Annotated in this window: 23 protein-coding genes; 8 read left to right on the forward strand and 15 right to left on the reverse strand. The window is 71.5% G+C overall.

Annotated features, from left to right (window positions below; translation table 11 throughout):
• Positions 1-168 precede the first annotated feature (168 nt).
• Both FK529_RS01585 and FK529_RS01590 read right to left on the reverse strand, forming a co-directional pair.
• A complete protein-coding gene (locus tag FK529_RS01585; protein ID WP_146558931.1) occupies positions 169-747 on the reverse strand; it encodes a hypothetical protein in 579 nt (192 codons plus the stop codon).
• 134 nt (positions 748-881) lie between these two features.
• On the reverse strand, positions 882-1085 hold the full coding sequence (locus tag FK529_RS01590; RefSeq protein ID WP_068523077.1) for a cold-shock protein: 204 nt from the start codon (positions 1083-1085) through the stop codon (positions 882-884).
• Positions 1086-1454: 369 nt separating this feature from the next.
• Between FK529_RS01590 and FK529_RS01595 the strand changes: the two genes are divergently transcribed.
• Positions 1455-3770 carry a DEAD/DEAH box helicase gene (locus tag FK529_RS01595; RefSeq protein WP_146558933.1) on the forward strand — a complete coding sequence of 772 codons (2316 nt, stop codon included), beginning with the start codon at positions 1455-1457 and terminating at the stop codon, positions 3768-3770.
• 13 nt (positions 3771-3783) lie between these two features.
• Here the strand turns inward: FK529_RS01595 and FK529_RS01600 are convergent, their stop codons facing one another.
• Complete coding sequence (locus FK529_RS01600) at positions 3784-4113, reverse strand: TfoX/Sxy family protein (protein ID WP_146558935.1); 330 nt, start codon at positions 4111-4113, stop codon at positions 3784-3786.
• A 104-nt stretch (positions 4114-4217) separates the two neighbouring features.
• Here FK529_RS01600 and FK529_RS01605 point away from each other — a divergent pair, with 104 nt between their 5' ends.
• Positions 4218-7769: an ATP-binding cassette domain-containing protein gene (locus FK529_RS01605; protein WP_146558938.1), complete on the forward strand. Its 3552-nt coding sequence runs from the start codon at positions 4218-4220 to the stop codon at positions 7767-7769.
• Positions 7770-7775: 6 nt separating this feature from the next.
• On the opposite strand, the gene FK529_RS01610 is transcribed toward FK529_RS01605, so the two are convergent.
• The 7 genes from FK529_RS01610 to ssd are packed head-to-tail and all read right to left on the reverse strand — an operon-like array spanning position 7776 to position 12404.
• Positions 7776-8177 (reverse strand): Rv3654c family TadE-like protein, encoded by a 402-nt coding sequence (locus tag FK529_RS01610; RefSeq protein ID WP_146558940.1) that lies wholly within the window; start codon positions 8175-8177, stop codon positions 7776-7778.
• Positions 8174-8482 carry a TadE family type IV pilus minor pilin gene (locus FK529_RS01615; protein WP_146558942.1) on the reverse strand — a complete coding sequence of 103 codons (309 nt, stop codon included), beginning with the start codon at positions 8480-8482 and terminating at the stop codon, positions 8174-8176. Before FK529_RS01615 ends, FK529_RS01610 begins: the two co-directional genes overlap by 4 nt.
• Positions 8483-8505: 23 nt before the next feature.
• Positions 8506-8700 (reverse strand): DUF4244 domain-containing protein, encoded by a 195-nt coding sequence (locus tag FK529_RS01620; protein WP_146558945.1) that lies wholly within the window; start codon positions 8698-8700, stop codon positions 8506-8508.
• 23 nt (positions 8701-8723) lie between these two features.
• Positions 8724-9326, reverse strand: a complete 603-nt coding sequence (locus FK529_RS01625; RefSeq protein WP_146558946.1) for a type II secretion system F family protein — start codon at positions 9324-9326, stop codon at positions 8724-8726.
• On the reverse strand, positions 9323-10126 hold the full coding sequence (locus FK529_RS01630) for a type II secretion system F family protein (protein WP_146558948.1): 804 nt from the start codon (positions 10124-10126) through the stop codon (positions 9323-9325). The genes FK529_RS01625 and FK529_RS01630 overlap by 4 nt, the downstream gene beginning before the upstream one ends.
• Positions 10123-11304 carry a TadA family conjugal transfer-associated ATPase gene (locus FK529_RS01635; protein WP_146558950.1) on the reverse strand — a complete coding sequence of 394 codons (1182 nt, stop codon included), beginning with the start codon at positions 11302-11304 and terminating at the stop codon, positions 10123-10125. Before FK529_RS01635 ends, FK529_RS01630 begins: the two co-directional genes overlap by 4 nt.
• A complete protein-coding gene (gene ssd / locus FK529_RS01640) occupies positions 11301-12404 on the reverse strand; it encodes a septum site-determining protein Ssd (protein WP_146558952.1) in 1104 nt (367 codons plus the stop codon). The genes FK529_RS01635 and ssd overlap by 4 nt, the downstream gene beginning before the upstream one ends.
• Positions 12405-12543: 139 nt before the next feature.
• Between ssd and FK529_RS01645 the strand changes: the two genes are divergently transcribed.
• Positions 12544-13374: an HAD family hydrolase gene (locus FK529_RS01645; protein ID WP_146559515.1), complete on the forward strand. Its 831-nt coding sequence runs from the start codon at positions 12544-12546 to the stop codon at positions 13372-13374.
• 461 nt (positions 13375-13835) lie between these two features.
• On the opposite strand, the gene FK529_RS01650 is transcribed toward FK529_RS01645, so the two are convergent.
• The 5 genes from FK529_RS01650 to FK529_RS01670 are packed head-to-tail and all read right to left on the reverse strand — an operon-like array spanning position 13836 to position 19857.
• On the reverse strand, positions 13836-14573 hold the full coding sequence (locus FK529_RS01650; protein ID WP_146558954.1) for a Fic family protein: 738 nt from the start codon (positions 14571-14573) through the stop codon (positions 13836-13838).
• Positions 14574-14612: 39 nt separating this feature from the next.
• Complete coding sequence (locus FK529_RS01655) at positions 14613-16367, reverse strand: dipeptide ABC transporter ATP-binding protein (RefSeq protein ID WP_146558956.1); 1755 nt, start codon at positions 16365-16367, stop codon at positions 14613-14615.
• Complete coding sequence (locus tag FK529_RS01660; protein ID WP_146558958.1) at positions 16367-17317, reverse strand: ABC transporter permease; 951 nt, start codon at positions 17315-17317, stop codon at positions 16367-16369. The genes FK529_RS01655 and FK529_RS01660 overlap by 1 nt, the downstream gene beginning before the upstream one ends.
• Positions 17310-18236: an ABC transporter permease gene (locus tag FK529_RS01665; RefSeq protein WP_146558960.1), complete on the reverse strand. Its 927-nt coding sequence runs from the start codon at positions 18234-18236 to the stop codon at positions 17310-17312. Before FK529_RS01665 ends, FK529_RS01660 begins: the two co-directional genes overlap by 8 nt.
• A gap of 4 nt (positions 18237-18240) precedes the next feature.
• Positions 18241-19857 (reverse strand): peptide ABC transporter substrate-binding protein, encoded by a 1617-nt coding sequence (locus FK529_RS01670; RefSeq protein ID WP_193559648.1) that lies wholly within the window; start codon positions 19855-19857, stop codon positions 18241-18243.
• A 241-nt stretch (positions 19858-20098) separates the two neighbouring features.
• On the opposite strand from FK529_RS01670, the gene acs reads away from it, so the two are divergent.
• From acs to mug, 5 genes are all read left to right on the forward strand, one after another.
• Positions 20099-22045, forward strand: a complete 1947-nt coding sequence (gene acs / locus FK529_RS01675; RefSeq protein WP_146558964.1) for an acetate--CoA ligase — start codon at positions 20099-20101, stop codon at positions 22043-22045.
• A gap of 46 nt (positions 22046-22091) precedes the next feature.
• Positions 22092-22955 carry an ABC transporter permease gene (locus FK529_RS01680; RefSeq protein WP_146558966.1) on the forward strand — a complete coding sequence of 288 codons (864 nt, stop codon included), beginning with the start codon at positions 22092-22094 and terminating at the stop codon, positions 22953-22955.
• Entirely contained in the window at positions 22948-23775 is an 828-nt protein-coding gene (locus tag FK529_RS01685) for an ABC transporter permease (RefSeq protein ID WP_231702868.1), read from the forward strand. The genes FK529_RS01680 and FK529_RS01685 overlap by 8 nt, the downstream gene beginning before the upstream one ends.
• Complete coding sequence (locus tag FK529_RS01690; RefSeq protein ID WP_146558968.1) at positions 23772-24731, forward strand: ABC transporter ATP-binding protein; 960 nt, start codon at positions 23772-23774, stop codon at positions 24729-24731. The genes FK529_RS01685 and FK529_RS01690 overlap by 4 nt, the downstream gene beginning before the upstream one ends.
• Before the next feature lie 81 nt (positions 24732-24812).
• A complete protein-coding gene (gene mug / locus FK529_RS01695; protein WP_146558970.1) occupies positions 24813-25388 on the forward strand; it encodes a G/U mismatch-specific DNA glycosylase in 576 nt (191 codons plus the stop codon).

A 25388-nucleotide genomic window follows, 5' to 3' on the forward strand; every position in this document is an offset into this window, starting at 1 on the left:
CCTCCTGATCTGCTCCGGTGGCGCCTGCGTCACCACCTCGACCCCTCGCGTCACTTGCGACGTCGGTGGTCACTCCGGTGCTCATTCTGCCGCACCGTTCGCCCCACCTTATATACAGGGTCCACTGCACGGCTCACGGATTATGCGGGAAGCGCCCGATCCGGGGGATCATGGTCGCGGCCAGTGCGCGGCCGCGTCCGGGTGCGCGGGCGGGTCGCCGATGCTCTCCCGCAGACGCAGGAGCCGACGGTGCCCGGAGACCCGCAGCGCGGGTTTCGTCCCGCGGGTGCCCACCAGGGTGGGCGCGACGCCGGCGCGCATGAGGGCGGTCGCGAGGACGGGGGCACTCTCGGGGGCGTGCGGGTCGAGCGCGAGGAGGTAGTGCACGCCGTCGACGTCGCCGCCGGCCAACGCCCAGGCGCGCAGGGCCCGCGGGCCGGGTACCCAGGTCGACGGAGCCGTCTTCGCCGCGCCGCGCGTCCAGGCGATGGCCATCGGCTGCAGTTCCGGCGCCGCGAGGGTCCGGACCAGAGGATTCCCCTCCTCCGAGGTGTCGAACTGCGCGCGTAGCCCGGCCTCCTCGATCAGCACGGCGATCGCGTCGGCCCGCCACTGGTCGGCGACGACCACCGAGACGCGCGCGCTGCCACCCAACTGCACGATCTGCCCCGTCGACGCGAGCAGGCCCGCCAGGTCGCGGGGCGACGGCTCGGTCTGCTCCGCGGAGAAGAGTGACAGTTGGGACACGATATGAGCCTAGTGGGCCGTGGTGCGGATGGGTATCGCCGACACGTCGAACGACCCGGGAAATGCACAGCACCCCTCCACCTGAAAGACGGAGGGGTGCTGCGAGAAACTCTTATCGCGTGGTGCGGGGTTTCTTAGAGAGCGCGGACGCCGGTGGCCTGCGGGCCCTTGGTGCCCTGGCCGACCTCGAACTCCACGAGCTGGTTCTCCTCGAGGGTACGGAAGCCGTTGCCCTGGATCTCCGAGTAGTGGACGAACACGTCATCCGAGCCGTCGGCGGGTGCGATGAAGCCGAAGCCCTTCTCCGCGTTGAACCACTTCACAGTTCCCTGTGCCATTGAGATGTTTCCTAACTTGTCTACCTACCGGTGTAGGAACCGTTCCCCGAGTGGGGCGCGACTCCTGGCCGGTTCCGGCCGCCATACTTTCTGGAGCCGTTTGCGGAGCCCGCACACAAAAACCTTCAGTACCACGCCCGCAACATCGATCCCCCGATGGTCCTTCTCGGACCCCCGGCGGGAGCTGCGACCGCATACAGTGAAGCACGATTTCCGGTCGAGCGACAGCGGGCAGAGCGATTTCGTCTTCCGTTCACCCTCCGTCCTACCGCGCGTCAGCCTTCCCGATCCGCCGCTAGACTGGATGATCGGCGGGTCCACGGCCCGTTCCGGCCGCACGTACGCCGGGTGGAAGCGGGGGCTATCACGTTGGAGCACAACACCTTCGGCAGAGAACTGCTGGCCCGCGTCCAGGCGGGCTCCGGCCCTGCCGCCGAGTGCCTGACCCACGTGGCGGACATCCCCTCACGCCGAGCGGAATTCGCCCCCTGGCCGGCATGGGTCCCGCCCCGCGTGCGGGACGGGCTCATCGACGAGGGCGTGCGGGAACCGTGGCGGCACCAGGCGGAGGCCGCCGAGCACGCGCACGCGGGGCGACACGTCGTGATTTCGACGGGAACCGCCTCCGGTAAGTCACTCGCCTACCAGATGCCGGTGCTCGCGGCGCTCGCGGAGGACCCGCGGGCGACGGTGCTGTACCTGTCCCCGACGAAGGCGCTCGGCACCGACCAGCACCGGGCCGCGGTCCGTCTCACCACCGCGTACGGCCCCGCCGACGCCTCCCCCGCCATGTACGACGGTGACACCTCCCAGGAGATGCGTCGATGGGCGCGTTCCGACAGCCGCTGGGTGTTCACCAACCCGGATATGCTGCACGTGGGACTCCTTCCGCGGCATGCGAAATGGGGACGCTTCCTGCGCGGTCTGCGGTACGTCGTGGTCGACGAGTGCCACCACTACCGCGGCGTCTTCGGCTCGCACACCGCCCTGGTCCTGCGGCGGCTGCTGCGCGTCGCGGCGAAGTACGGCGCCACCCCGACGGTGATCTGCGCGTCGGCGACGACGTCCGACCCCGCCGGCGCGGCCACCCGGTTGATCGGCGCGGACTGCGTTGCCGTCACGGAGGATTCGTCGCCGCACGGGCCGCGGACCGTCGCGCTGTGGGAGCCGCCGCTCCTGCCGGACCTGGAGGGTGAGAACGGTGCGCCCGTACGCCGGCCCGCCACCACCGAGGCCGCGCGGATGCTCGCCGATCTCGTGGTCGAAGGCGCACGAACCCTGGCCTTCGTCCGTTCCCGACGGTCCGCCGAGACCGTCGCGCTCTCGGCGCGACGAATACTCGCCGAGGCCACACCCGAACTGGCGGAACGGATCGCGGCCTACCGCGCGGGGTATCTCGCGGACGACCGGCGCGCGCTGGAGCGCGGGCTGAACGACGGCGCGCTCCTGGGGGTCGCCACGACGAACGCGCTGGAGCTGGGGGTGGACATCGCGGGCCTCGACGCCGTGCTCATGGCGGGCTTCCCCGGCACCGTCGCCTCGTTCTGGCAGCAGGCGGGGCGCAGCGGGCGGCGCGGGCAGGGCTCGCTGATCCTGCTGATCGCGCGCGACGACCCGCTGGACACCTACCTGGTGCACCACCCGGAGTCGCTGCTCGGGCGACCCGTGGAGGCGACGATCACCGACCCCTGGAATCCGTACGTGCTGGGCCCGCAGCTCCTGTGCGCCGCGAGCGAGATCCCCCTCACCCGTGCCGAAGTCGCCGATCTCGGCGCCGTCGACGTCGTGGGCCGGCTGGTGGCCGACGGCCTGCTCCGCGAGCGGCCCGCCGGCTACTTCCTGGCGGCCGGGATCGATCCCCATGCGGGCGTGAACATCCGGGGTGGGGCGGGGAGCGAGATCCTCATCGTCGAGGAGGAGTCCGGGCGACTGCTCGGCACCGTCGATTTCACCCGGGCGCTGTCGACGGTGCACGAGGGCGCGGTGCACGTGCATCAGGGCGAGTCCTACGTCGTCGACGAGCTGGACCTCGACGACGGGCTGGCGCTGGTGCACGCGGAGGAGCCCGAGTGGACGACCTCGGCCCGTGAGGACCTGGACGTGCACGTCACCGCGGTACATACGACCGAGATGCTGGGCGAGGTCACGGCGCAGTTCGTCTCGGTCGAGGTGACCAGCCGCGTGGTCGGCTATCTGCGGACCCTGCGCAGCGGCGAGGTGATGGATGCCGTCGCGCTGGACCTGCCGGAGACCACGCTCGCGACCCGCGCCGCACTCCTCACCCTGACCCCCGAGGTGCTCGAGGACGCCGGCTTGGTCCCGGAGCGCTGGCCGGGCGCGCTGCACGCCGCCGAGCACGCCGCGATCGGCCTGCTGCCCCTGGTGGCGTCGTGCGACCGCTGGGACATCGGCGGGCTGTCGACGGCGCTGCACGACGACACGGGCCTGCCGTCGATCTTCGTCTACGACGGCTACCCCGGCGGCGCGGGTTTCGCCGAGCGGGGCTACGAGTCCGTCGCGACGTGGCTCGTGGCGACCCGGGACGCCGTCGCCGCGTGCGAGTGCCCGTCGGGCTGCCCGTCCTGCGTGCAATCGCCGAAGTGCGGCAACGGGAACGATCCGCTCGACAAGGCGGGCGCTGTGATGGTTCTGGACCTGGTGCTCGCCGCGGTGGCGGCGGGCTGAGCCGCGGGCCCGGTCACTTGGGCGGCAGGGACCGCGCGTAGTCGACGGTGCGCCGCACCCACTCCGCGAGCTCGGTGTCCGAGGCCGTGGCCTCCTGGTCCAGATCCAGCCAGCCCCGCATCGCCCGACCGCGCATGACGGTCCGCGTGACGTGCGGTCCGAGCAGTTCCTCCGCGACGTCCGGGTCCAGGTGCACCATGGACTCGCCCTTGCTGTTCGCGGCGATCGCCATGTGCCCGTCGACGAGGAACGCCAGCCCGCCGAACATGCGCTTCTCGACCACCCCGGGCTGCCCGGCGATCGCGTCCCGGATCCTGTCCGCCAGCCCCTCGTCGTACGCCATGGGGCCCAGTGTGCGCCGGTCCTCGGCGGCGCGCAGCACGTCGCCGGCGATCGGGCGGAAATGGACGCGACAGAGGTCGTCGTCGCGCTCTACCGTGAAGCACGATGTCCAGTACAACCCTTTCCCCCGCACCGGCCTCGGTTCCGCCGGATCCGCCCGTCCGCCCGGCGCGCGACGTGACCTGGCGGCGACTTCGCAGCCCTGCGGCACTCGGGGCGATCGTCGCTGTCTGCCTCGCCTCGATCGGCGCCACCGCCGGGACCGTGGTCGCGGGTCGGGTGGCGGAGGATCCGGCGGGCGGTCTGATCGCGGCGCTCGCGCTCTGCTTGATCGGCTCGGCCGTGATCGAGTCGGCGGGCAAGGTCGCCTGGGTCGCGGTCGTCGACCGGGCCGAGGGCCGGCTCCGGGACGACGTTCTGCAGGCCGCGATGCACCAGCCGCTCACCGCCCTGAACGAACAGGCCGTCGGCGAGATCCTGGATCGGGTCGACGACGACACGCACGAGATCGGCAACCTGGCCCGCTGGCAGCTGTGGGGCCTGTTCCGCACCGTCTCGTCCAGCCTTCCGATGTGGATCGTGGCCGCCGTCGCGTGGTGGCCCGCGGCCTTCCTGTTCCCGATCCTGGCGGCCGTTACGTGGTTCGCGATCCGCCGGCTCCTGGGGGAGATCGCCCGCCGCAAGGTGGTCGAGGAGATCGCGTGGACGGACCACGCCGCCGCGCTGGAGGAGGGGATCGCCGGCCGCGACGACCTGCGGACCAGTCTCGGGCAGTCCCACCTGGTCGCGCGGCTGGCTCGGCTCTCTGCGGTCATCCACACGCGGTTCAACGCCGTCATCCAGGTGGAGTCGCGGCTGGCGCGCCGGGCGGGCGTGCTGCTGCACGCCCTCCTGGCCGCGATCGCGGTCGCCGGCGTCGCCCTCACGATCGACGGTTCGATGTCGATCGCCCGTCTGGTGACGCTGTTCCTGGTGACCTCGATGTTCGTCGGCCAGGTCGCCCAGTTGGCCGAGCAGCTCCCCGAACTGCAGGCCGGGATGGGCGCGATCATCCGCATCCGGGACATGCTGGCCGCGCCGCCCGAACCCGAGGGAGGCGATGACGTCCCGTCGTCCACGGGCGCAGCGCCCGGCCTCGAGATCGACATCCGCGGCCTCGACTACTCGTACGCGGAGGGCGCATTCGCCCTCCGTGACATCGACCTGACGGTTCCCGCGGGGCGCACCATCGCCCTCGTCGGGCGCACCGGCTCCGGCAAGTCGACCCTGGCATCGCTGCTCTCGCGCGCGATCGATCCCCCGGCAGGCACCGTCTTCATCGGCGGCCGAGACATCACGACCATCGACCTGCAGCGGCTGCGTTCGCGGGTCGGCGTGGTCACGCAGCGCACCGAGATCCTGATCGGTTCCCTCGCGGACAACATCGCCCTGTTCGATCCCGCGATCTCCCGGGAGGCGATCGGCGCCGCAGTCGACCGGCTGGGACTGCGCTCCTGGGTCGACGGACTGCCTGCGGGCCTGGACAGTCCGCTCGGGCCGGGCGGCACCACGCTGTCGGCGGGCGAGGAGCAGTTGGTCGCCTTCTGCCGCCTCATGGTCCGCGCGGTCGACGTGGTGATCCTCGACGAGGCGACCGCGCGGATGGACCCGCTCACCGAAAGACTGGTCATCGCCGCGTCCGAGCGCTTGCTGACCGGTCGTACGGGAATCCTGATCGCGCACCGGCTGACGACCATCGAGCGGGCATCACTGGTGGCGGTCCTCGACGGCGGGCGGATCGTGCAGCAGGGGCCGCGCGACGACCTGGCGGCGACGGCCGGACCGTTCGCGACCCTCCTGACGGCCAGCCGAACGGGCGCCACGGCACCGCCGATCCCGGCGACGGCGCCGCCGAAGGGACTTCCGCCCACGGCACACACCGCCGTCGGCGGACGACGCCGTACGGGACCGCCGCCGGAGGTCCGCGAGGTGGGCGACGGTCCGTCGTTGACCCGCGGCATCGTGCACGCGCTGCTGGTACGGCCGGCCTGGGGCGTGCTCGGCGGGGGCCTCTTCCTGCTCGCGGCGCTGACCGGCGCGCAGGGGGCGGTGACCGGACTGCTGTGGGGCGAGACCGTCGAGGCCGTGAGCACCGGCGAGCGTCCCGGATGGCTGTTGGTCGGTGTGGTGGTCTCGCTCATGCTCGCGCCCCTGGCGATCGCCGAGGCCTTCCGGCTGTATCCGCGGTGGTGGATCGAGGTCATGCTGCGCGTCCGCATGGCGGTCCTGCGCGGCCAGACGCAGCCGCACCGGCTGGCCAAGACTCCGGCGGGCGAGGTCGTCGCCCGCACGATGGACGCTGACCGCTTCGCCCGGTACGCGGACCGCTGGGTCGATTTCGGCAACGGCATCGTGATCGCCGGTGTCACCGCACTGCTCGGCGGCACCTGGCTCGCTGGTGCGGTGCTGATCGTCGTCCTGGTCGCCTCGGCGGTGGCATCCAGCGTCGGCCGGCCGATCGCCGGACGGTCCGCCGCCGCCGCGTCCGGCGCGCGGGCGCGGTTCGGACGAGCACTGGTGTCGGCCCTGGAGTCGGCCCGGACGGTGAAGCTCTCGGCGACGACGCCGTCCGTGCTCGCGCACCTGCGCCGGGTCGACGCGGGTCGTGTCGACGCCGCGGTGACCGAGCACCGGGTGCAGGCCGTCCTCGAGGGCGTCCCCGTGGTGATGGTCAGCGCCGGCGTGGTCGCGGCCTGGGCCGCGTACTCGAACGGGATCTGGCCGCTGTCGACGGCGCTGCTCGTCGCGAACGCGGTCAGCGGCTTCGGCTGGTTCGGCCGGGTCGCCGGCAGTGTGGTCACCGAAGCCCCCGGCACCCGGGCCTGGCAGGCGGAGACCAGCCGCTTCGCCGGCGGCGTGGACCTGATGACGGTCGCACCCGACGTCGACCTGGTCGCCGGTACCGCACCGGAGCCGCCCGAGACGCCGCGGGTCCCGCTGGACGAGTTGGTGCTGCGAGACCTCACCGCCGTCCATGACGACGGGACGATCGGTGTCGAGCACGTCGACCTGCGCGTCTCGGCGGGTGAGCTGGTGCTGCTGGTGGGCCAGGTCGGCTCCGGCAAGTCCAGCCTGCTGAACGCCCTCGCCGGCCTCGTCTCCCACCGCGGCGACATCCTGTGGAACGGCCGGGCGGTGACCGACGCGGAGCTGTTCCTCCGGCCGGGGCAGGTCGCGCACATCGCCCAGGTGCCGCGCGTGCTGTCCGGGACCTTCGCCGACAACGTCCGGCTGGGACACCAGCGCGCCTTCGACGGGCCCGTCACCGATGCCCGGCTCGGCGCGGACATCGCGGCGGCGGGCGGCCGCGACGCCCTGGTCGGCCATCGCGGCGTGCGGCTGTCCGGCGGCCAGGTCCAGCGACTCGCCCTCGCGCGGGCCCTGGCCACCGATGCGGAACTGCTGCTCGCCGACGACGTCTCCAGTGCGCTGGACGCCACCACCGAGATCGAACTGTGGCAGGCGCTCCGCGAGCGCCGCGCGACCGTGATCGGGTCGACGTCCAAGCGAGCCGCGCTCGCCCAGGCGGACCGGGTGGTGGTGCTCGTGGACGGACGGGTCGTCGCGGTCGGTCCGTGGACGGATCTGGCGCAGGACTGGGGTTTCCTGGCCGGCTGACGGGGCTCACTGCGGGCCCGCGCGCGCGGCGGCGACGGCCTCGTCGGCACCGAAGACCGACAGCGAGACCGGGACGCTCACCCGCACCGTCACGTCGAAGCCGTCCACTCGGCAGGCGTGCAGCAGTGCGGCGTTGGCCCGGGCCAGGCGGTCGGCCGCCGCGCACGCCTCCTGCGCGTCGATCGCGTTCGCGGCACCGGCGAGCGCCGCGAGATCGGCCGCCGCCTGCGCCCGGTGGCGGGCGGAGACGGCCGCGCCGACGTCGACCACCATGACCGCCACCGTGACGATCGCGGCGACCATCACGGCGGCGAGCACGGTCGCCACCCCGTCCTCCCGGCCGCCGCGGTGATGGCACCCCCTGCGGGAACGCGCGCGGACACCGCCGCCGGCCGCGTAGGTGGTCATGGCGCGGCGGCCGGCTCGACGGCGGCGACCGCCGTCGCGGCGAGCGTCAGCCCCGGCAGCAGGGCCACCGGGGCCCGGACCTGCACCGTCACCGTGTCGCCGTCCTTGCTCACCGACGAGGTCGCGCCCGGCGGCCCCACCTCGGCGACCGCCTTCGCGGCCCGCGCGTCGTCGCCCCGGGCGCTGAGCCGCGCGGCCTCGCGGGCGGCGTCCACGCACCGCACGTGCGCGGTGACGCCCACGACGGCGCCCACACTGAGCACCAGCACCGCGATGAGGCTGGCGACGGCGAACGCGGCCTCCACCGTGACCGCGCCCGCCTCGCCGGCTAGCCGGTGGAGGTGCCCAGCGCCTTCCCGATGATGTCCGTCAGGCCGCTCACGATGTTGTCGCCGGTGACGACCCCGTAGAGCACGGCGCCGAAGGCCGCTGCGGCTATGGTGCCGATCGCATATTCGACAGTCGACATGCCTTCGTCCTCCAGCATCAGCTCGGTCATCCTGCATCGCAGTCGAATCCACATTCCCAACCCCTTCCCTTTGGCCGCTACAGCAGCCCCTCCCCGAGCACCTTGCCCGCGAGTCCCATCACCACCGGCACGATGCCCAGGCACACGAACGCCGGCAGGAAGCACAGCCCGAGCGGTCCCGCGACCGCGACACCGGCGCGCTCCCCCGCCGCGACGGCGCGGTCCTCCGCCTGCGCACGTTCCGTGCGGGCGAGGTCCGCCAGACCGGCGGCCGGCGACGAGCCCGCGCGGGCGGACCGCCGCAGCATGCGGGTGAGCCCGACGACCTGCGGGTCCACCGAATCCGTCCGCCAGGCGGTCTCAGCGTCGGAACCCAGCGCAAGCAGCTCCGCCGCGCGCATCAGCATCGCCGCGAGCGCGGGCGGCGCACCCGCAGCGACCGCCCGGGCAGCATCGACGGTCGGCATCCCCGCGCGGAGGCAGACGGCGAACAGGTCGTACGCCGCAGCCGCCTCGAACGGATCCGGCGCCGCGGCCCGGCGCGGCAGGCGCAGCCCGCGCCCGCGCGCCGCCTCCCCGGAGACGGTCGCCGCCACCGCCGAGCGCGCGGCCACGGGCAGGACCAACAGCGCCGCCACCAGCAGGGCGAGCGCGGCGGCGAGCGGCCCGTGCCCGCTCACGAGCCGCCCCCCGATCCGGCGCCCGATCCGGCGCCGTCGGCGATGGCGCGCGACCACAGCAGCCCGGCGCACGTCAGGCACGTCCCGGTCACCAGCAGAACGCCGCCCGCGCCGGTACCGAGCAGCGTTCCAAGCGGGTCGGCACCGATGAGCTGGCCCATCGCGACCCCGAGCACGGGCAGCGCGGCCAGGACCTGCGCGGTGGCGCGCGCACCGGCGAGCGAGGAATGCGCCCGCCGCTCGTACCGCTCGCGCGCACGGAGGTCGTCGCGGACGGACGCGAGCAATTCACCCATCCCGATGCCGTGCCGCGTTCCCGTCTCCCAGGCCGCGGCGATCCGCGGCCAGGCGGCGCTGGCGCTTGCGTGCGTCCGCAGGCCCGCGGCCACGTCCCCGCCGAGCTCCGCCCGGCCCGCCATCTCCACGAAGACCGCGCGCACGTGCGGGTCCTCGACGTCGCGGCCCGCAGTGGCGCACGCGGCGGCGGGGTGAGCGCCGACGGACAACTCTGCAACCATCGCGTCGACACCGGCGAGAATCGCCGACAGCCGGGAGATCCGCTCCCGTGCAGCGCGATTCCGCGAACGGAGGTCACGGACGGTCCCCGCAGCGAGCGCGGCAGCCAAGGCCTGACCGGGACCGATGAGCAGCGCGCCGATCGGTACTGCGACGGCGAGCCAGCCCCAGCAGAGCGCGATCGGTGCGCCTCCGGGCGCAGACCCCGCCCGGAGGCGTGCCGCGGCGGGGCCGCCGGGCCAGGCCAGCGCCGCGGCGGCGAGCAGGACCATCGCCGCGGTCACGAGCCGTCCCGCTCTGCGAGCAGGGCACTCAAGCGCCCCTCGTCGACTGTGAAGCCGCCGTCGCGGTTCCACACGGGAAGCACCCGCACGGAGCCGTCGGCGCCGCGATCGACGACGCCGATACTGCGCAGCCCGCGCCGCCCTGACGGCCAACGGTGCACCGCGAACACCACCTGGAAGGCGGCAGCGAGCTGTGCGTGCAACGCCTCGCGCCCCAGGCCGCCGAGCGCGGCCAGCGCCTCCAACCGCGCCGGCACCTCGCGCGGGGAATTGGCGTGGACGGTGCCGGCCCCGCCGTCGTGGCCCGTGTTCAGGGCAGTGAGCAGGTCGACCACCTCCGCGCCGCGGACCTCGCCGACGACGATCCGATCGGGCCGCATCCGCAGCGCCAGCCGCACCAGGTCGCGCACCGTCACCTCGCCGACGCCCTCGACGTTCGCGCCCCGGGCCAGCAGCGAGACCACGTGCGGGTGCACCGGGTCGAGCTCGTGCGCGTCCTCGACGCACAGCACGCGTTCCGCCGGATCCACCGCGCCGAGCAGCCCGTTGAGCAGCGTCGTCTTGCCGCTGCCCGTTCCGCCGACCACGAGGAAGGCGAGCCGCGCCGCGACCACCCGGCGCACGAGGCCCGCCACCTCGGCGGGTACGGCCCCGCCGTCGACGAGCGTATCGAGTGTCTGCGTCGCCGGCCGCAGCACGCGCAACGAGATGCAGGTGCCGCCGTGCGCGAGGGGCGGAAGCACGGCGTGCAGGCGGATGCCGCTCCCCGCGCGGCCGCCCGGGCCGGCCGGCAGGTGCCCGTCGACCCACGGCTGCGCGTCGTCCAGCCGCCGCCCGGCCGCCAGCGCGAGCCGTGCGGCGAGGCGCCGCACGGCGTCGTCGTCCTCGAAGACGACGTCGACGGCCTCGAGCCCCTTCCCGCGGTCGACCCACACCCTTCGCGGGCCGCAGACCAGCACGTCCGCCACGTCGGGATCGGCGAGGAGCGGCTCGAGCCGGCCCGCGCCGACGAGCTCGGTCTCGAGATAGGCGAGACCGTCCAGCAGATCGGTATCGCCCAGCACACCGCCGCATTCGGCGCGGAGCGCCGCCGCCATGACATCGGGCGTCAGCACCGCGGCGGTGTGCGCGAGCCGCTCCCGCACCCGAGCCAGCAGGTCACCGTCGGGGCTGGTCACGCCGCACCCCGACGCAGGCTTTCGAGCACGCGGCCCGCCGCCACGGCGAGCGGCGTGCCCCGGCGTAGCCGCAGCCCGCCGTCGTCGAGCTGCGCGGCCAGACCGGGCTGCGGGCGCATCGACGCCAGGAGGGGCGCCCCGACGGCCCGCTCGACGTCGCGGGCCGAGAGACCGCCCGGCGCCGGGCCGCGCACCACCAGCCCGACCCGGCGGGCACGCGCAGCCACGCCGTCGACCACGGTGCGCGCGGCGGCGCACCCCCGCACCGTGGCCCCGGCGACGACGACCACCGTATCCGCGACCTCGAGGCACGCGGACGTGGCCGGATCGTCACGTCGGGGCAGGTCGACGACGGTGACCCCCACGCTGCGGCGGCCCGCATCGATCACGGCGAGGAGGCCCTCGACCGGGATCTCCGGCGACGGCGTCCCGCGCGCGGCGTCCCGCGGTCCGCCTCCGCCGGAGCCACCCGATGACAGGACCGCGACCGCCCCGGCGCGGCCCGGGAGCGCCGCGACCAGTGCGTCCGAGGGCACGTGCCCGCCGCGCAGCGCCAGGTCGCCCCAGCGCAGTCCCGGAGCGTCGGCGCAGCCGAGAAGGAGGTCCAGGCCGCCGCCCCACGGGTCCGCGTCGACGGCGAGCGCCGTGATCCCCCGGCTCGGCGCCGTCACCGCGACCGCGGCCGCGAGAACGGACGCACCCGCGCCGCCGTGCCCGCCGAGAACGGCGACCACCCGGGAGCGCGCACCGTCGTCCTGTTCCCGGGCGGCGAGGAAACGGGCCAGGTCACGGACCTGTGCGGGCAGGACGAAGACCTGCGCCGCCCCCACCTCGACGGCAGCGGCGAGTTCCGCCATCCCGGCCTCCGCGGCGACGATCGCGACGCCGTCGCGGCGCGGAAGGCCACCCGCCCGCGCCGCCTCCGCCATCGCCGTCGCGGCACCGAGGTCCAGCACGAGGCCCGCGGCCGAGGCCCAGCACGCGCGCGGCCGTCCCCGGTCGATGTCGATGACCGACCGCGCGGCCGCGGCCGCGGCCCGCCGCACGTCGTCGGCCAGGGCCCCGTCGGCCACTGCCATCCCGATCTCGATCCCCCGCATGGCACCAGCATCGACCCGCGCCGCGTCCGGTTCGCCCGGTGCGGACCGGTCCTGTGGAGGAACGTGTCCGATTCGAGAAAGCTGTGGAGGAATCCGGTGTGGGGTCTTGCGGGGTGCGGACTCGTGTGGCACCGGTAGGCTGATCCACGTGAGCCCTACCGCGCCCGACGAGGCCCCGGTGCGCCGGGTCGCCGCCTTCTTCGACCTCGACAAGACGATCATCGCGAAATCGTCCGCGCTCGCCTTCTCGCGTCCCTTCTTCGACGAGGGCCTGCTCAACCGACGCGCCGTACTCAAGTCGAGTTACGCGCAGTTCCTCATGATGCTGACGGCCGCGGACCACGACCAGATGGAGCGCATGCGCGATCACCTCACGCAGATGTGTGAGGGCTGGAACGTCGAGCAGGTGTCGACCATCGTCCGCGAGGCCCTGCACGACGTGGTGAACCCGCTGGTGTTCGCGGAGGCCGCGGAGCTGATCACCGGCCACCACGCGCGCGGGCACGACGTGGTGATCGTCTCCGCCTCCGGCGAGGAGATGGTCCGCCCGATCGCGGAGATGCTCGGCGCCGACTACTCCGTGGCATCGAAGATGAAGGTCGAGGACGGCAAGTACGCCGGCGAGGTCGAGTTCTACTGTTACGGCGAGAACAAGGTCGTCGCCATGGAGGCGCTCGCCGCCGAGCACGGCTACGACCTCGAGCAGTGCTTCGCCTACTCGGACTCGATCACCGACGTGCCGATGCTCGCCGCCGTCGGCCACCCGACCGCGGTCAATCCCGACCGCGGCCTGCGCAAGGAGGCTGCGGAGCGCGGCTGGCCCGTGGTCTCGTTCTCGAACCCCACCCCGTTGCGCGACCGGATACCCACACCGTCTCGGAACTCCGTTCTCGCCAGCGCAAGTCTCGGCGTGGTCGCGGCGGGCGCGGGGGTCGCGACTTACCTTGTGCTGCACCGTAAAAAGCGCTGATACTCGCCAGTAGCAAAAGATCCGAGAATTTTCCGCCTCCCCCTTGATGTGACGGCGATCACAAGGTAGAAAGGAGTCACGGAGCGGCGCAAAGCCAAACCCCCACCGGAAGAGAAGGTCGAGGGTTCCTGAGCGTCAAGGCTCCCAGCACGGACACCAGGCACCCACGCGGAGCTCGCCACCTATGGCGGAAAGCGCTGTGAGCCTGCGTCACCGGGGAAATTTCAGTGGTCAGCACAAGATCTGCGGATAGTGGATCTCTCCACCGGTGCACGCCGAGGCCGTAATACAGCCCACCCCCACGCACGCTTGGTAACCGGGATCCGTGCTAGCGAACGGCGATTCGGACCCGTTCTGAGGAAAGCACTTCGAGTGCCCCTTCCTCAGCTCAGGCCGGGTCGCCGTTGCGCATGTCCGGAGGCGTTCGACCGAACCCGAACCGCACCGGGCCAGATCCGCCGTCAGCGCTCCGCGAGCGCCAAGGCCTCCAGCCCGCCGGCCTCCAAAGCCTGGCAGCACAACACCACCCAGGCGACCACCCCGTCGGTTTCTCCCATGCCGAACGCGTCCGCGGCGTCGGCGTAACTCGGCGCGAACTTCAGCCAGGTCGTCTCCGGAATGCCGAGCGCATGCGGATCGAGACCGGAGGCGACGGTGACCAGCCGCGACGCCGCGCGCGCGACGACACCGTCGGCAACCTCGAACGGGCGGAGCGAGAGCAGTTCCCCGTGCACGATCGCCGCGACCACCGGCGCGGGCGCCTGCGTGCCACCCGTCACGAGCTGCGCGAGCAGCCCGAGCCGCTCCCCCGTTCCCGGGCGCGGCCGGCCGAGCCGGGAGTCGTCACCGTCCACGAGATCCGCCGCCGCCAGAGTGTGCAATCGCGCGAGCACCTGCAGCGGCGCCCGCCGCCAGACACCCACCGCCGCGTCGAGCAGGTCACCGTCGATCGCCTGGTAGGCGCGCATCGACCCCGCCAGCACCGGATCGTTGATCAGCTCGTCACGGCTCAGCGCGACGGCGCCCCCGTCGAGGGCGGCCGAGGCGCGGGCCCCGCGCAACGACGATTCCGTCGCGGTCGCGCGCCACTCCCGCCGGTTCGCGGGATGACGGTGCACCCTGGCGAGCGCCTCCCGCGCGGCGGACGCCGCCTCCGCGACGGCGGGGACGGCGACGAGCGGGCTCAGCGGGTCGTTCACACGCCCCACCCTAGCCCGCTCGCCGCGAGTCCCTGCGGGTCAGCCCGCCAGCTCGATCGAGCCGCCGGGGATGGCGTCGATCAGCTTGCGCGTGTAGTCCGACGACGGGTTGTCGTAGACCTGATCGGTCGGACCCGACTCCATCACCTTGCCGCCCGCCATCACCAGGGTCTGGTGCGCGATCTGCTTGACCACCGCCAGATCGTGCGTGATGAACAGGTAGGTCAGCCCCAGTTCCTGCTGCAGGCCCTCGAGCAGGGTGAGGATCTGGGCCTGCACCAGCACGTCCAGCGCGGAGACCGCCTCGTCGAGCACGATCACCTCGGGGTTGAGCGCGAGCGCCCGCGCGATGGCGACGCGCTGACGCTGGCCGCCCGACAGCTCGTTCGGATAGCGGTGCATGGTGTCCGCCGGGAGCGCCACCATCTCGAGCAGTTCCTTCGCCCGGTCCACCCGCGAGGCCTTGTCGCCGATCCCGTGCACCACCAGTGGTTCCGTGATCGCCCGGTAGATCGAGTACATCGGATCCAGCGAGCCGTACGGGTTCTGGAAGACGGGCTGCACCCGCCGGCGGAACGCCTTCGCCTCCGACCCACGGAGGGTGGTGACGTCCTTGCCGTCGAATTCGACGGTGCCGCTGGTCGGCTCGAGCAGACCGAGCACCATGCGCGCCACCGTCGACTTGCCGGAACCGGACTCGCCCACCACCGCGGTGGTGGTGCCGCGCACCATGGTGAAACTGACGTCGTCGACCGCGCGGAAATCGCTGCTCTGGAAGGGCAGCGAACCACGGATCGGGAAATCCTTCACCAGGTTCGAGGCCACGACGACCTCGGCCGGCCCCGTCGAGGCGGCGTCACGGAGCCCGTCCCGCACGGTCTCGGCCTCGACCACCGACTCCTCGACGTCCGTCACCGCGGCCGCGACCGGCGGGACCTCCGCGCGACGCGCCGAGAGCGACGGCGCTGCGGACACGAGACGTTTCGTGTACTCGTGCTGCGGATCCTGCAGGATCTCCAGCGCGGGACCGGATTCGACGACGCGGCCCTTGTACATCACGACGAGGTGGCTGGCGCGCTCCGCCGCGAGGCCCAAGTCGTGCGTGATGAGCAGCACGGCCGTGCCGAGGTCCGCGGTCAGGGTGTCCAAGTGGTCCAGGATCTGGCGCTGCACCGTGACGTCGAGCGCGGATGTCGGCTCGTCGGCGATGAGCAGCTTCGGCCGGCAGGCCAGGCCGATCGCGATGAGAGCGCGCTGCTTCATGCCGCCCGAGAACTCGTGCGGGTACTGATTGATCCGCTTGTCGGGATCCTTCATCCCGGCCTCCGCGAGCAGCGCGACCGCCCGCTTCTTGGCGTCGCCCTCCTCTGCGTTGTTGGCCTTGAGGGTCTCCCGGATCTGGAAGCCCACGCGCCACAGCGGGTTCAGGTTCGTGTTCGGATCCTGAGGAACCAGGCCGATGCCGCTGCCGCGGATCGTCTGGAATTCCTTCTCCGAGGCCTTCGACAGGTCCTGCCCATCGAAGATGATCTGCCCGCTCGCCACCGTGCCGGTGCCCGGCAGCAGGCCCATCACGGCCGCGGCCGTGGTGGACTTGCCCGAGCCCGACTCGCCGACGATCGCCACCGTCTGGCCCGGGTAGACCGTGAGGTTGGCGCCCCGCACCGCGGGGACCGGCTTGCCCTGCACCTCGAATTCCACGACCAGGTCGCGGATCTCGAGCAGCGGCGACGTGCCGAGCTCCGTCGTGGCGGCCGTGGCCCTGCTCGGGCCGTGATTGTGCTCGTCGGACATCAGCGCTTCCTCGCCTTCGGATCGAGTGCGTCGCTCAGGACATCACCGAGCATCATGAACGTGAGCACGGTGATCGCCAGGGCGGTGGCGGGATAGAACAGGATCGGGGTGCCCTCGCGGAGCAGGGTCTGCCCGTCCGCGATGTCCATCCCCCAGGAGACCTCACTGGCGGGCAGGCCGATGCCGAGGTAGGAGAGCGTCGCCTCCGTGACGATGAAGATGCCGAGCGCCACCGTCGCGACCACGATGACCGGCCCGAGGCAGTTCGGGATCACGTGCGTGAACAGCGTCCGGACCTTCGAGGCTCCCAACGACTTCGAGGCGTCGATGAACTCCTCGTTGCGGATCGAGATCGCCGCCGATCGCGCGATGCGGGCGATCTGCGGCCAGCTGAAGATGGTGAGCACCAACACCACGGAATACACGGTGCGGGTGGTGACCATCTGCATCACCACCACGGCGGCCAGCATCAGCGGGACGCCGAAGAAAACGTCGGAGAGGCGGGCGATCACGGAATCGAGCCAGCCGCCGTAGAACCCGGCGGTGGCGCCGAGGAGGCCGCCGATCACCACGACGGCGATCGTGGTGAGTACGCCGACGAGTACCGAGGCGCGGGCGCCGTAGATGGTGCGGGCGTAGATGTCGTATCCCTGGAGATCGGTGCCGAACCAGTGTTCGCCGCTCGGCGGGAGCAGGGACCGGTCCAGCGAGGCCTCATGCGGGTCCTTCCCGAGGGCGAAGACGCCCGGGAACAGAACCACCAGCAGGATCAGCGTGAGCAGCGCCACGCAGACCCAGAACAAGGGCTTCGCCCTGAGTTGTAACCAGGCCGTCTTCCAGAAGCCCGCGGGCTCGACGTCCTTGGCGACGGCGTCGACTGCGCCGACCACGACGTCGTCCGCGGCCGCGACGAAACGTTCCTGTCCGGGATAGGTGTGATTGTCAGGCATAGCGAATCCTCGGGTCGAGGGCGGCGTAGAGCAGGTCGACCACCACGTTGCAGATGAGGTAGATGACGATGAGCACGGTCACGAAGGAGACCACGGTAGTGGCCTCGCCGCGGATGATCGCCTGGTAGATGGTGCCGCCCACGCCGGGGATGTTGAAGATGCCCTCGGTGACGAGCGCACCGCCCATGAGCGCGCCGATGTCGGCGCCGAGGAACGTGACCACCGGAATCAGCGAGTTCCGCAGCACGTGCACCAGCACGACGCGCGAGCGTGGCAGGCCCTTGGCCGTCGCGGTGCGGACGTAGTCGGCCGTGAGGTTCTGCGAGACCTGCGAGCGGGTGAGCCGCACGACGTACGCGAAGGACACCAGGCCGAGCACGATGCCGGGCAGCAGCAAGTGGTAGAAGTCCAGATTGCCGCCCACGGTGACGGGGAACCACTGCAACTTCACGCCGAAGACGAACTGGGCGACGAAGCCGAGCACGAAGATCGGCACCGCGATGATGATCAGGGAGACGAACAGGATCGACGTGTCGAAGAGCTTGCCCTTCTTCAGGCCGGCGATCACGCCGAAGAAAATGCCGAGGATCGTCTCGACGGCGAGCGCGATGAGCGCCAGGTTCACGGTGACCGGAAAGGCGCGCTTCATCACGTCCCACACCGGTTGGCCCGAGAACGAGGTGCCGAAGTCGAGCGAGAAGACGCCCTTGATGTAGTACCAGTATTGCACCAGGAAGGGCTGGTCGAGGTGGTACTGGGCACGCAGGCCCTCGACCACCTCGGGCGGGAGTGTCCGGTCGCCACCGAGGGCGGCGATCGGGTCAGCGGGGACGAGGAACACGAGCGCGTAGATGAGCAGCGTGGCGCCGAAGAACACGATCACCAACTGCCCGAGCCTGCTCAGGAGATATCTGGTCATGCCATCACTCCTTCGTGATGTTCGTGAAGTCGAAACGGCCGTTCCAGGTGATCTCACCCTTCACGCCGTCGCCGACGCCGCCCGCCGCCTTGTAGTCCCACAGCGGGACGACAGGCAGATCGGCCAGCAGGAAGGACTGGGCCTCGTTGATGAGCCGCGTCGACTGCGCGGGATCCAGCGCCTGCTGGGCCTGCGCGATCTTCGCGTCGAACGCCGGGTTGCTGTAGTCGCCGTCGTTCGAGCCGCCGCCCGTGAGGTAGTTCGATTCCAGGAAGTTCAGCTGCGTCGGGTAGTCGCCCTGCCAGCCGTTGCGGCCCGCGGACTTGAGCGTCTTCTTGGTCAGCTCGTCGCGGATCTGTTTGAACGTGGCGTAGGGCTTGCCCGCGGCCTCGATCCCCAGGGTGTTCCGGATCTGGTTGGTCACCGCGTCGATCCACTGCTTGTGGTCGCCGTCCGAGTTGTAGGCGATGGTGAACTCGCCGCTCCACGGCTTGATCGCGTTCGCCTGCTCCCACCGCTGCTTGGCCAGCTCCGGGTTGTGCTTGACGGTCTCGTTGCCGGGCAGGTCCCCGCTCCATCCGGGGATTGAGCGGGCGGTGAACTCCAGCGACGGGTTGCGGAACCCCTGGAAGACCACGTCGATGATCTGCTGCCGGTCTATCGCCATCGAGATGGCCTGCCGCCGCAGGCGCCCCTCCTCGTCGGGACCGAAGTGCTCGAGGAACTCCGGGATCACGAAGGACTGCGTCTGCGCGGTCGGGCGCACGATGGCCTTCTTGCCGAGCGTCTTCTGAAACGAGCGCAGCGCACTGTTGGGGATGGTGTCGAGCGCGTCCAGGTTCCCCGAGGTCAGATCCACGTAGGCGGGGTCGAAGGACTCGTACATGACGAAGGTGAGCCCGCCGTTCTTCGGCTTGGGCCCCTTGTAGTCCTCGAAGCGCACGGTCTCAAGCTGGACGTTGTGCCGCCACTGCTTGAGCCTGTACGGGCCGTTGCCCACCGGGTTCTGGCCGAACTTCTCCTTGCCCTCGGTGAAGAAGACGTCGGGCAGCGGGACGAACGGGACGTACCCCAGCGCCAGCTTGAAGTCGATGTTGGGTGCGGCGAGGTCGATCGTGAAGGTGTAGTCGTCGATCACCTTCAGTCCGCTCATCTCGGTCTTCGTGGCGCCCTTCTCGGACACCTCGTCGAAGCCGGCGATCGGGGCGTAGAAGCTCTGCTGCTTCTGCAGGTTGCCGATGGCGGCGCCGAAGTTCCAGGCGCGCACGTAGTTCGACGCCTTGACGGGCGTGCCGTCGTGGAAGGTCCAGTCCCGCTTGAGTTTGACCGTGAAGTGCTTGTTGTCGGTGGTCTCGACCGACTCCGCGTTCGCCAGCACCGGCGTCCCGTCCGCCTGGTACGAGTACAGGCCAGTGAACATCATGTCCAGGACACGGCCTCCCATGTTCTCGTTCGTGTCCGACGGGACGAGCCCGCTCTGCGGCTCGCCGCCGTTCACGCGCACGATCGCATCGGGGCCGACGGTGTTCTGCGACCGCGCACCCTCCATGCTGCACCCGGACACTGCCAGGCTCGCGGCGACGACGACGGCGAGGATCGCCCGCGTCGTCGACCACCGCATACTTCGTATTCTCACAACTACCTCCGCCGGAATTGGCCAGTTCAGTGCTCAGCACTCTAAGCCCACCTCACAACTCTGTCCCGGCATTCCCCCCTGCTGACCCCAGTCGCGGCGTGTTCGCACCGCGCACCGTCGGCTCGGGGTATAAGAGGGGGCGATCCCCGTGCACCCCACCTCGGCGCGTACCCCGGATTCCGAGAAAGCCCTGCCCGGCCCTTCACAGGGTCCCTACGATTGCCTCATGACTGATTCCGCGACAGCCGCCTACCCGCCCTCCGCAGAATTCGCAGCTCAGGCCAACACGCAGGGCCGCGACCTGTACGACCGTGCCGAAGCGGATCGGCTGGGGTTCTGGGCCGAGCAGGCGAATCGGCTGCACTGGGACACGCCCTTCGGCGAGGTCCTGGACTGGAGCGGCGCTCCGTTCGCGCAGTGGTTCGTGGGCGGCAAGCTCAACGTCGCGTACAACTGCGTCGACCGGCACGTGGAGGCCGGCAACGGCGACCGCGTCGCGATCCACTGGGTCGGCGAGCCCGGCGACAGCCGCGACCTCACGTACAACGATCTCCAGGAGGAGGTCAGCCGCGCCGCCAACTACCTGAGCTCCCTGGGCCTGGAGCCGGGCGACCGGGTCGCCATCTACATGCCGATGGTGCCCGAGGCCATCGTCGCCATGCTCGCGTGCGCCCGCCTGGGCCTGACCCACTCCGTCGTCTTCGGGGGCTTCTCCGCCGCGGCGCTGCGCTCGCGCGTCGACGACGCGGAGGCGAAGGTCGTCATCACCTCCGACGGGCAGTTCCGCCGCGGCAAGCCCGCGCCGCTCAAGGCCAACGTCGACGAGGCCCTGGACCTGGAGATCGACGGCCAGAAGGCGCAGTCGGTGCGGAAGGTCATCGTCGTGCAGCGCTGCAAGAACGACATCGCGTGGCACGACCGGGACGTCTGGTGGCACGAGTCGGTGGGCGCGGCCTCGTCGGAGCACACCCCCCAGCCCTTCGACGCCGAGCACCCCCTGTTCCTGCTCTACACCTCCGGCACCACGGGCAAGCCCAAGGGCATCGTGCACAGCTCGGGCGGCTACCTGACGCAGGCCGCGTACACGCACTACTACCTCTTCGACCTCAAGCCGGAGAAGGACGTGTACTGGTGCACCGCCGACATCGGCTGGGTCACCGGCCACACGTACATCGTGTACGGACCGCTCGCCAACGGCGTCACGCAGATCGTCTACGAGGGCACACCGAACTCGCCGAACGAGCACCGTCACTTCGAGATCATCGAGAAGTACGGCGTCTCGATCTACTACATCGCGCCCACTCTGGTGCGCACGTTCATGAAGTGGGGGCGCGAGATCCCCGACGCCCACGACCTCAGCTCGATCCGCGTACTCGGCTCCGTCGGCGAGCCGATCAACCCGGAGGCCTGGCGGTGGTACCGCGACGTCATCGGCGCCGGCTCCGCCCCGATCGTCGACACCTGGTGGCAGACGGAAACGGGCGCCGCCATGATCGCCCCGCTCCCCGGTACCACCACGCTCACGCCCGGATCGGCCATGGAGCCGCTGCCCGGCATCAGCGCCACCATCGTCGACGACGACGGGAACACCCTGCCCCGCGGCGAATCCGGCCTGCTCGTCCTCGACCAGCCGTGGCCGGCCATGCTGCGCGGCATCTGGGGCGACCCGGAGCGGTTCGTGGACACCTACTGGTCGCGCTACGCCGACCAGGGCTGGTACTTCGCGGGCGACGGTGCGCGGTACGACGAGAACGGCGCCCTCTGGGTGCTGGGCCGCGTCGACGACGTCATGAACATCTCGGGCCACCGCATCTCCACCGCCGAAGTCGAGTCGGCGCTCGTCGGGCATCCGGCCGTGGCCGAGGCCGCCGTCGTCGGGGCGTCCGACGCGACCACGGGCCAGGCCATCGCGGCGTTCGTCATCCTCCGGCAGGGCGTCGACGACTCCGACCCGGACCGGCTCATCGACGAGATGAAGGCGCACGTCTCCAAGGACATCTCGCCGATCGCCAAGCCCCGCGAGATCAACATCGTGCCCGAGCTGCCGAAGACCCGCTCCGGCAAGATCATGCGCCGTCTGCTCCGCGACGTGGCCGAGGGACGCGAGCTGGGCGACACGTCGACGCTGGTCGACCCGACGGTCTTCGAGGAGATCCGCCGGCAGCGGACCTGAAATCCCGCTCGCATCGGGCGACCACGAGCGGTAGCGTTCGGTAACTGTGTCCTCGCGCAGCGCGGCCGCCGTTCCCGGGCGTGCCGCCCCCCTCCGTGCTGTCCGCTCCGCCGTACTGCCCTACGCCCGCCTGACGGTCGCCGGATTCCGCCAGCAGTCCACCTACCTGGGCGCGGCGGCCGCGGGCGTCTTCACCAACGCCGTCTTCGGCTTCGTCAAGATGGCGATCCTGCTGGCCACGCTCCGCGGGGCGGGCGGCGCGGCGGGCGGGTACACGCCGGAGCTCATGGTCAGCTACATCTTCATCTCCCAGGGGATGCTGACGGCGATCGGCGCCTTCGGGGGCGACGGTGCCCTGGCCGAGCGGATCCGCACCGGCGACATCGCCGTCGACTTCCTGCGCCCGGTGAACGTCCAGTTCGCGACGCTTGCGACGGTGCTCGGCGGCGCGGTCTACTCGCTCATTCCGCGGGCCCTGCCGCTCGTGGCGATCGGCGCCGCGACGTCGATGATGGCCTGGGCGGGCGAGCCGACCGCCTACCCGTTGGGCGCCCTGAGCGTCCTGCTGTCGATCGTGCTCGCGCAGGCGCTGCTGTACTGCGTGCAGATCCTCGGTTTCTGGGTCGTCGACACCCGCGGCATCCAGATGTTCTACGTGGTCGCGGGCACCTTCCTCATGGGCATGTTCGTGCCCGTCGGCCTGTTCCCCGACTGGCTCGCCCGGATCGCGGAATGCACGCCCTTCGCATGGATCCTCATGCCGCCGTGCGACATCCTTTCCGGTCGTATCGACGCGGCCGCCGGCCTGGCCGCCGTCGCGGTGCAGGCGGGGTGGACGGTGGTCGTGCTCGCGGTGGGCGCCCTGCTCACGGCCGCGGGCCGACGGCGCCTGGAGGTGCAGGGTGGCTGACACCGCGCCCGCCGCGCGGCCGGGACCGCTCGCGCCGTACCGCAGGGTACTGGCCTCGCGCGTCCAGGCGCAGCTGAGCTACCGCGCCTCCCTGACGATGGACCTGTCCGCCGCGTTCCTCCTCGGCCTCGTCGAGCTCGCCGAGGTGTGGCTCCTGTTCCACAACGCGAAGATCATCGGCGGCCTCACCTTCTCCGCGGTACTGCTGGTCTTCGCGCTCGCCGACCTCTCCTTCTGCGTGGCCGACATCCTGCTCGGGCACCTCGACAAGTTGCCCCAGTACGTGCGCGCCGGCACCATCGACGTCTTCTACCTGCGTCCCCAGCCGATCCTCCTGCAGCTCATGACGAGCGACATCCGCATCCACCGCCTCACCCGGCCCGCGGTCAGCCTGTTCGCGCTCGGCTACGCCGTCACCCACAACGCGATCGACTGGGGTCCCGGCACCGTCGGCATGCTCGTGCTGGCACTGGTGTGCGGGCCGGTGATCTACTCCTCGGTCTTCGTGATCTCCGCGGGCCTGCAGTTCGTGCTCGTCAACGGCGCGGAGTTCACCAACTCCTTCGTCTACGGCGGCCGGTACGCCGCCTCGCAGCCGGCCTCGGTGTGGCCGGGCGCGATCAAGGTGACGTTCGGCTTCGTCCTCCCGCTCGCCTTCACGGGCTATCTTCCGGCCCTGTACATTCTGGGCCTGCCCGGCGAGGGGGCCTTCCGGCCGGAGCTGGCGTGGGCGCTACCGCTGGCCACCGCGTGGGTGGTGCTCGTGGCGGGCGCCACGTGGCGGTGGGGACTGCGGCACTACCGGGGAGCGGGCGGATGACCGAGCACATCATCGAGACGAGGGGCCTGACGCGCACCTTCGCCAAGCGGGGCTGGAACGGGCGGACCAGGACGGTCACGACGGCCGTCGACCACCTGGACCTGACGATCGCGCCGGGTGAATCCGTCGGGTACATCGGTGCGAACGGCGCCGGCAAATCGACCACGATCAAGATGCTCATGGGCATCCTCGTGCCCACGTCGGGGACGGTGCGCACCGTCGGGCTCGATCCGCTCGCCCGGCGGCGCGACGTGGCCCGGCGCGTGGGCGTGGTCTTCGGGCAGCGGTCGCAGCTGTGGTGGGACCTGCCGACCGGGCGGTCGCTGGAGATCCTCGCGGCCGTGCACCGGCTCCCCGACGCCGTGGCGAGGGAGCGGGCCGACCGCCTCGTCGAACAGCTGGAACTGGGCGACTACCTCGATCGGCCGGTGCGCCAGCTCAGCCTCGGCGAGCGGATGCGCGCCGAAGTCGCCGCCTCGCTGATGCATTCGCCCGACCTGCTGATCCTCGACGAGCCCACCATCGGCCTCGACGTGCTCAGCAAGCAGCGGCTGCGCGAGTTCCTCATCGCCGAGCGCGCAGAACGCGGCCTCACCCTGCTGCTCACCACGCACGACATGGGCGACGTGGAACGGCTGTGCGACCGGATCCTCGTCGTCGACCGCGGGCGCACCGCCTTCGACGGCACGCTCGAGGGCCTCGTGGGGACCGTCGGGGCCGCGCGCGTGCTGGTCCTCGACCTGGACCGGCCCACGCCCGACCTCGAGGTCGACGGTGCGCGGCACCTCGCCAGCGAGGCCGGGGGCCTGCGGCAGCGGCTGGACTTGAACGCGCCCCTACCGCAGGTGCTCGCGGCCGTCGCCGACCGGGCGACGGTGCGCGACCTCACCGTCGAGGAGCCCGACATCGAGGACGTGGTGCGGCGGCTCTACGAGCGATCGCGGCGCAGAACCTGAGCACCCCTGCGGTCGAACCGCACGCCACGCGGCCTCATGGCGCCAGTGGACCGCGCGGGCACGGACCGGTAGGCAGTATCCATGGGTTTCACCCGCGAGCAGCTGCTCGCTTACTCGGATACGACGGTGCCCGACCTCCTGGGTCCCGGCTGTCGGCTGCTGTTCTCCGGCATCAACCCCGGCCTGTGGACCGCGGCGACGGGCGCGCATTTCGCGCGACCCGGCAACCGCTTCTACCCGGCGCTGTACGGGGCGGGCATCGTGGACCACGTCATCGACGCCGCCGACGGGATGAGCTTCGCCGACCGGAACGCCCTGGTGGACGCGGGGGTCGGCATCACCAACGTTGCGCCGCGGGCCACGGCGAAGGCGAGCGAGCTGACCGCGAAGGAACTCCGCGAGGGCGGTGAGGCACTGGTCGAGCGAGTGCTCCAGGTGGCGCCGCGGATCCTCGCGGTACTCGGGATCACCGCCTACCGCACGGCCTTCCGCGAGCCGAAGGCCGTGCCCGGCCCCCAGGACCGCACCATCGGCGCGACCCGGGTGTGGGTGCTGCCCAACCCGAGCGGGCTCAACGCCCACGAGACGGTCGACACGCTCGCGGCGGCGTACCGTCGGGCCGCCGAGGCCGCAGGGGTGAGCACGGGCGCCCCGTAG

Origin of the sequence: Tsukamurella asaccharolytica (assembly GCF_007858435.1) — a bacterium.
Taxonomy (GTDB): Bacteria; Actinomycetota; Actinomycetes; order Mycobacteriales; family Mycobacteriaceae; genus Tsukamurella; species Tsukamurella asaccharolytica.